Genomic DNA, 7,976 nt, shown 5'->3' with positions numbered 1-7,976 from the left:
GCCATGCCTTAAACACAATCCTACACCCAACTTTTTCTCACAAACTGTTGCATTAGCACTCTTTTTTTTAGTACATTTGCAATCTAAAATGTATCGTCCCAACTGCTGAGAGTTGCCCATGCGCATACGGAAACCTTTGAAATGGTTGATAGCCATAGTGTTAGCACCCATTTCGTTGTTTATACTTTTATTCGTTCTTCTTTACTTTCCCCCTATTCAGAAATGGGTTGTAAAGAAGGCGATAAGCTATGCTTCTGAACAAACAGGACTGGAAATCAGTCTCGACCACGTGTCGCTTAGTTTCCCCCTCGACCTTAAGCTCGAGAGGTTCACGATGTTGCGACCCAACGACAGCATTCCGCAAAGGCGCGACACTGTAGCTGATGTGAAGGAGCTGATAGTAGATGTGCAGTTGCTTCCCTTGCTTAAAAGCAAGGTAGAAGTAGACCAGCTCACCTTTAAAGGGCTGAAAGCAAATACCATGAACTACATTGGTGATTTGCAGATACGGGGCAACTTGGAGCGATTGCACGTTGTTTCGCACGGCATAGACCTTAAAAACTCGATGGCATTGCTCAACCAAGCCGACATTCAAGGGGGCTTTCTCGACATTGCTCTCAGCGACACGATGCCGAAGGACACATCGAAAGAAAAGACCATTTGGAAGATTAATATCGACAAACTGAGCCTTTATCGAACGGCTTTCCGCCTGCGTATGCCCGGCGACACGATGGTAGTGGGTGCCAATTTCGCAAAAGCTACGGTAGGAGGAACTGCTATCGACCTATATAATAATGTGTATCGGGTACGCCAAATAGATTGGCAGGGAGGCTCGCTTGCCTATGACAAGACCTACGAGCCAAAGATGCGGAGTGGTTTCGATGCTGCCCACATGGCACTCGGGAAGATTAATATTGGCATCGACTCACTTGCGTATAGCGATGAGGGTATTTCGGCAAACATTCGGGCAGCCAATTTTGTGGAACGTAGCGGACTGACAGTGCGAGATATGCGCACTCGTTTCAAACTCGATAGTATGCGTCTGTATCTGCAACCGCTCTACTTGCGTATGCCGGAAAGCGAAATCCACAGCGACATTGTAATGGATTTGAATGCTTTTGCCGACGAAAAGCCGGGTAAAATAGCCGTTACGGTAAAGGGATTTGTGCGAAAAGACGACCTGCAACCCCTCCTTCTTGCATCTGTGCCAACCAATATTTTGCGTGCCATTCCTACGAAACGGATTAACGTAGATGGAACACTGCAAGGCAACATGAAGGCTTTGGCGATGAGGAAATTACACATCGGTATGCCACAGTACTTCTATATGAACGCCAATGGTAGGATAGCCAACTTGCAAAGTACCGGAAACATGCGGGCAAACCTTGCCATTAGCGGCAATTTAGAAGACATTCGCTTTGCTAAACAGTTGTTGCCAAAGAGCGTAGCCCACACCATCGACATTCCTAAAAGTATCAGCTTCAATGCCAAAATAAAGGCGAGGGGCACACAATACGATGCCGATATGTTGCTGTACGAAGGAGGCGGCAATGTCGCAGTAAAGGGCAGCTACAACACAAGCAGCGGAACCTATAATGTTACTGCAAGAGCCATTAATCTGCAGTTGCAACATTTCATGCCGAAAAGCGGACTACACCCCTTCACAGGTACTATTTCGGTTTATGGAAAGGGCACGGACGTACTCAATCCGAAGTCGTCGTTGCGTCTGAAGGCAGGCATTGGTCAATTCCGTTTCGGTACTTATGTGTTCGACGGCATCGGTGCCGACATTGCAATGTCAGGCGGAACAACCACCGCACACATCGTAAGTACGAACCGTATGTTGGGCGGCGACTTCACTTATCGGGGCAAGCTGACCGACAAGATGGCAGACGGACACTTGCATGGGTGGTTGCGCCGTGTAGATTTGAAGCAGCTTGGTGCTATGAAAGAAACCTATGTGGTGTCTACTTGGGTTGATATAGACGTGCGTTCGAATATGAAGAATAACCACTACGTGAGCGGACCATTGCGCCAACTCGTACTGACGAATGAAGGACGGCACGGCACGCAACGTCTTGCAGCAGGCGACTTGGACATTACAGCAAGCGTTAGCGGAGTAAAAACAAACGCCCACGTAAAAGGAAACCTTGCCTATGCCAACCTGAAAGGCTTGGGCTTGATGGATAAGAATTATATCTTGGGCACGCAAGCCAACATTGCTTTCCGTTCCGAACGAGCCAACCACTATACCTTAGAAGGCTATCTCGGCAACTTGAAACTAAACGAACAGCGTGGCGAGAAAGACATTTCGCTCTTCGATGGCGACTTAAACATTCACGCAAATATGTCAGGCAAACGGCTAAACGGCAGTGCCAACGGACTTGTACGCCATACCGACATCTACCAACTGGGCATAGTGGACAAGCCTTTCGTATCGAACTTTGCTACAAACATAGAGTTCGACACTGATATGGCAGACCAATTGAAAGTTCGTGGTATGCTCGGCAACTTGCAAGTGCAGACCGCTAACGAACGATTTACGCCCGGCGATGTTACCATTGATATACTTAGCCGTGCCGATACCACTCACGCCGTGATAGAAGGAGGCGACTTTGTGCTGAACACCGATTGGCAAGGAAGCTATCAACATGTGCTGAAGGCAGGACAAAACATTGCTAACAATCTGAACAAACAGATTGAAAACAAGCGCATCGACCAAATGGCAATACAAGCATTACTGCCTGTTGGACGACTGAAACTCGTAAGTGGAGAAGGCAACCTCTTCAGTAAGCTGTTGGCACAGCAGGGCTACGTCTTTAAAACAGCCGACATCGACCTCTCCTCATCGCCCGCAAAGGGACTCAACGGCAACATCTTTGTCGATTCGCTTGTCTACAACGACCTGCGTGTCGATACGCTCATTATGGACTTAACCACCAACGACACGGGGCTGAACTATTCCGTTCAGATTCTTAACAAGGCGGACAACAACTATCCTTACAAGGGTTTTGTGTATGGCTCGCTTTTTGAACGAGGTATGAACACATCACTTGCCGTTACCGATATGAACGACAAGACTGCCCTTGCCCTATCGGCACAGGCTGCCATGCAGGAACAAGGCATCAACCTTTCTTTAACATCGGCAAAGGCAATTCTCGGCTATAAGAACTTCAACGTAAACGAAAATAACTACCTATACATAGGTCGTAACCGCCGATTATCAGCCGAAATGCAGCTGCTTGCCGACGACGGAGCAGGTCTGCACCTATACACCGATGACGCCGACTCTACGGCATTGCAGAACTTTACCGTATCGGTGAATAAGTTCGAGCTTAGCCAGCTGATGAACGTTTTGCCGTTTGCACCGAGAATATCAGGCGAGTTGAACGGCGACTACCACGTGGTGCAAACTGCAACCGACCTTACCGTATCGAGCGATATGGGCATAAAGAATATGATGTACGAACTGAACAGCATGGGCAACGTGGGGGCACAGTTCGTCTATATACCAAAGAACGACGGCTCGCACTATATAGATGCCATACTGTCGAAAGACGAAATGGAAATAGGAAAGCTGTCGGGAACGTATGACAGCAGAGGCAAAGGCAGTCTTGAAGCAGAGTTTACGATGGATAAGTTCCCACTGAATTACATCAACGGATTTATTCCCGACCGCATCGTAGGATTGCGAGGAACGGGCGAAGGTACACTCACTATGCAGGGACCGCTCAATAAACTCGACATAAATGGCGAAGTTTATCTCGATTCGTCGCACGTTTTCAGCGAACCATACGGTGTGGAAATGCGCTTTGCCAACGACCCTGTACTAATTAAAAACAGCAGAGTGGAATTTGAAAACTTCGAGGTTTTCGCCAACAACAATGCACCGCTGAACATCATAGGCTACTTGGATTTCTCCGATTTCGACCGTATGTCCACCGATTTACGTATGCGAGCACGCAACTTCCAAATAATCAGTGCAAAGGAGAACTTACGTTCTGAGGTGTACAGAAAAGCATTTGTAGATTTCGACGGACGTATGAAAGGGCTACTTTCATCGCTCCGTTTAGAAGGAAAAATGGACGTGCTGGGCAGTACAGACCTAACTTACGTAATGCGCGATGCACAGCTTGCCACCGACAACGAGTTGGAAAACCTCGTTACATTCACCAATCTAAACGACTCAACCGTAGATGTAGTGAAACGTCCGGATATTCAAGGCTTCAGCATGAATGTTGGTATTGGCATCGACAACCAAGCCCACATTGTATGCGCACTGAACCCTGAACGGTCGAACTATATAGACCTTATCGGTGGAGGCTCGTTCACAATGCAATACGACCCTACGAATGGTACACGTTTAAGAGGACGTTATACAATGAACAGCGGACAAATGAAGTACTCGTTGCCTATTATTCCACTGCGCACTTTCCAAATTCACGAGGACAGCTACATAGAGTTTACAGGTAATCCTGCCGAGCCTACGCTGAGCATTACAGCCACCGAACGTGTGCGCACCAATGTGTCTGACGGTTCAGGCAGTGGTAGGTTGGTAGACTTCGATGCCGGTGTGCGCCTGTCGAAACGATTTCCCAACCCCGGTATAGAGTTCATTATACAAGCTCCGGAAGACCAAGAAATGCAAGGCAAGCTGAACACAAAGAGTGTAGAAGAACGCTCGAAACTTGCTGTTACAATGCTTGCCTCGGGTATGTACTTCGATGGTAGCAACGGCTCAACGGCGAATGCAGCCATGAACAGTGCGCTGATGGGCTTCTTTCAAAATCAAGTGAATGCTATTACGGGGCGTGCCTTGAACTCAATGGGTGTAGATATTACAGCCAATATGGAGAGTGCTGCCGACGCTTCAGGCAGTCTGCACACCGACTATACATTTAAGTTCTCGAAACGATTATGGGACAACCGCCTGCGAATTATTATGGGTGGGCGCGTATCGACAGGCTCGCAGATGTCCGAACAGAACGGTGCGTTCTTTGATAACTTCTCGTTGGAATACCGCTTGAACAAGAAAGAAACGCAATATCTTAAACTTTACTATGAGCGGGAGGCTTACGATTGGCTCGAAGGTAACCAAGGTGAGTTCGGCGTAGGTTTTATGTGGCGACGCAAGCTGCAGCACTTTAAAGATATATTCCGCTTTAAAGGTAACAAGGAACAAGCACAGGAACGCGACAGCTTAATAAAATTTGTGAATGAAAAGAAACAATAGAAATATCTTCCACTGCAGTTTTGCAAAGTATGGCAACATTTTCTGCGCTGCTTTCGCCTTGTTGCTGATGCTCACGGCGTTGGCAGCGTGCAGCACAACCGGTGCTTTGCCCGACGGCGAACAGCTCTACACGGGCATGAAGCTACGGAATACACCAACTATAAACAAGATGCGCACTTCAACGCTGTACGCGAAGAACTCGACATCGTGCTTGCCACGAAGCCAAACGGCTCGCTTTTCGGCAGTCCGTCGCTGAAATCGCCTTTCCCCGTGGGCTTGTGGCTATGGAATGCTTTCTCCCCCGATACCACCAAGTTTGGCAAATGGATAACAAAAACCTTTGGTTCGCGACCCATCACCCTATCTACCGTGTCGCCCGACCTGCACGCTGCAGTGGGCGAAAACCTGCTGAACAAGCGCGGATATTTTAATGGAAAAATCACACATCAGCTTGTACCACAGCCGAATAAGAAGAAAATAAAACTGAAGTACATCGTGAATATGGGGCATTTGTGGACGATTGACAGTCTGCGATACGTGAACTTTCCGCCCACAGCCGACAGTTTGATAGAGGCTGCCCGCCCCAATGCCATCATAAAGAGTGGCGTACCTTTCGACGTGGCTACGCTTGAGCAGGAGCGACAGCGAATTACGAACCTCTTTCGCAACAACGGCTACTACTATTATAAAAACAACGATGCCAGCTATCTTGCCGACACGACCTCCGTTCGTGGCAAGGTTGTAACACGACTCCAGCTTGCCGATTCCGTCAGCGAGGCAGATTTGCGAAAATGGCGCATCGGCGACATCACCCTAAACCTTCAGAAAATTTTCCTCGAAGAATTGCACAATCAAAGTAAAAGACGCAACTTCACAGTCAATTACAATAGGAGTCGCTCACCATTGCGCTCACGAGTGATAGCCAATAACTTGCAGTTCCGCCGTGGCGACCTCTACCAACAAGACAAACATGCCGAGACAATGGAACGTTTCAACGCTACGGGACTGTTCTCAGCATCGAGCATTTCGTTCAAGCCACACGATGAAACAGATACTTGCAGCACACTCGACGTTACGCTCGACTTCCTTTTCGACCGCCCCTACGACTTCTATGTAGAAGCCTACGGACGTGGAAAAACATCAGGGAAATACGGTCCCGAACTTGTTGTCGGCTTTACGAAACGCAACGCTTTCCGTGGTGCTGAAGTACTGAACCTACGTGCGCACGGTGCTTACGAGTGGGCAACGAAACGTAGCGACGACGCCACTTCGACAGGAGGTATAAACGATTACCAGTATGGAGCAGAGGCAAGCCTGCAGTTCCCCCGCTTTATTAATCCGTTCAGAACGCCTCCACGCATCCGACGCGAACGGCTACGACGACTTGAAGAGGCTGCTTTGGCAGAGGGCAAACCCTTAACGCTGAAGCCACGCAAAACCTATTTCGAATCGCCAACAACTACTTTGAGTACATCGGTGAACATTATCAAACGGGCACAATACTTCAAACGCCACGTAGTAGCAGGCGAACTCACTTACAGTTGGTCTCCCAACGAGCGCAATTCGTTCATATTCAAACCTCTGTCGCTCACCTATGAGTATATGCACACCGTTACCGACCGCTTTAGGGAACTTATCGACAGCGTGCCATATCTCGAAGTTTCTATGGCAGACCAGTTTATTCCGAAGTCGGTATTTCAGTACACGTACCAAAGTCCAAAGGGTTACGCCCACCCCATACGTTGGTGGTCTACCGTGAGCGAAGCCTCCAACCTGCTCTCTTTGGGCTATATGGTAGGCGGAGAGAAATGGAACAAGCAGGGCAAGACAATGTTCAAGAATCCATTTGCACAGTTCGTGAAACTCGAAACCAACTTTACCAAGCTCTGGACGCTGTCTTCCAAATCGTCGATAGCAGCTCATGTAAATGCAGGCGTGATATGGGCGTATGGCAATAGTCGCATTGCGCCCTACTCGGAACAGTTCTTTGTGGGGGGTGCGAACAGCATCAGAGCCTTCAATGTGCGGGAAATAGGTCCCGGAACCTATCGCTCAACAATGCAAAGACGGTCGTATGTGGAGCAAATAGGCGAAGTGAAGTTCCAAACCAACATAGAATATCGCCCTCATCTTGTAGGAAATCTCTATGGTGCCATCTTCCTCGATGCCGGCAACGTGTGGACATTGCACAACGACGACCGCCGTCCGGGTTCGCAATTCAAGTTTGGCAACTTTCTCAAAGAGTTGGCTTTCGGCACAGGTCTTGGCATACGCTACGACATCGGTTTCTTTATGCTCCGCTTGGATTGGGGTGTAGGTCTGCACGTGCCTTACGAAACGGGGCTCAACAGGCTATACAACATTCGCCATTTCAGAGATGCGCAAGCCCTGCACCTCGCTATCGGACTGCCTTTCTAAACTACAAAAAAAACATCGGGGCGTGATTTATTGCATACCTAACGAAGCTACCGAAAACGTAGAAGTATGATTTTCCAATCTTTCAAGTTTCTGCAGGCTTTTTTCTCTACCGAATATGTTATAAAACTTTTTCAGAACCATTTGGAAAGAAGATACCGACCGAACATTTAAAAGATACCGAGCAATCTTCAAATCACTCGGTATCTTTTGAACGTTCCCTCGGTATCTTTTTTTCGTTCGTTAGTATTGCTATCAACGTAATTCCCTTCTTTATGCTGTGGGCAGCCATCAGTATGTTCAGGAATGACGAATATATCAAGGGTGG

General features: G+C 48.1%; 1 protein-coding gene and 1 pseudogene. Both read left to right on the top strand.

What is annotated here, in order from left to right; genetic code table 11:
- Positions 1–175: 175 nt before the first annotated feature.
- A complete protein-coding gene (locus JCM15124_RS12095; protein ID WP_306303139.1) occupies positions 176–5,233 on the top strand; it encodes a translocation/assembly module TamB domain-containing protein in 5,058 nt (1,685 codons plus the stop codon).
- A pseudogene (tamL, locus tag JCM15124_RS14405) lies at positions 5,217–7,651 on the top strand (translocation and assembly module lipoprotein TamL). The gene JCM15124_RS12095 and the pseudogene tamL overlap by 17 nt, the downstream one beginning before the upstream one ends.
- Positions 7,652–7,976 lie beyond the last annotated feature (325 nt).

This window comes from Prevotella falsenii DSM 22864 = JCM 15124, from assembly GCF_000613945.1.
In the GTDB taxonomy this organism is placed as follows: domain Bacteria; phylum Bacteroidota; class Bacteroidia; order Bacteroidales; family Bacteroidaceae; genus Prevotella; species Prevotella falsenii.
The sequence above is the reverse complement of the archived record's forward strand: the minus strand, read 5'-3'. Positions and strand labels throughout refer to the sequence as shown.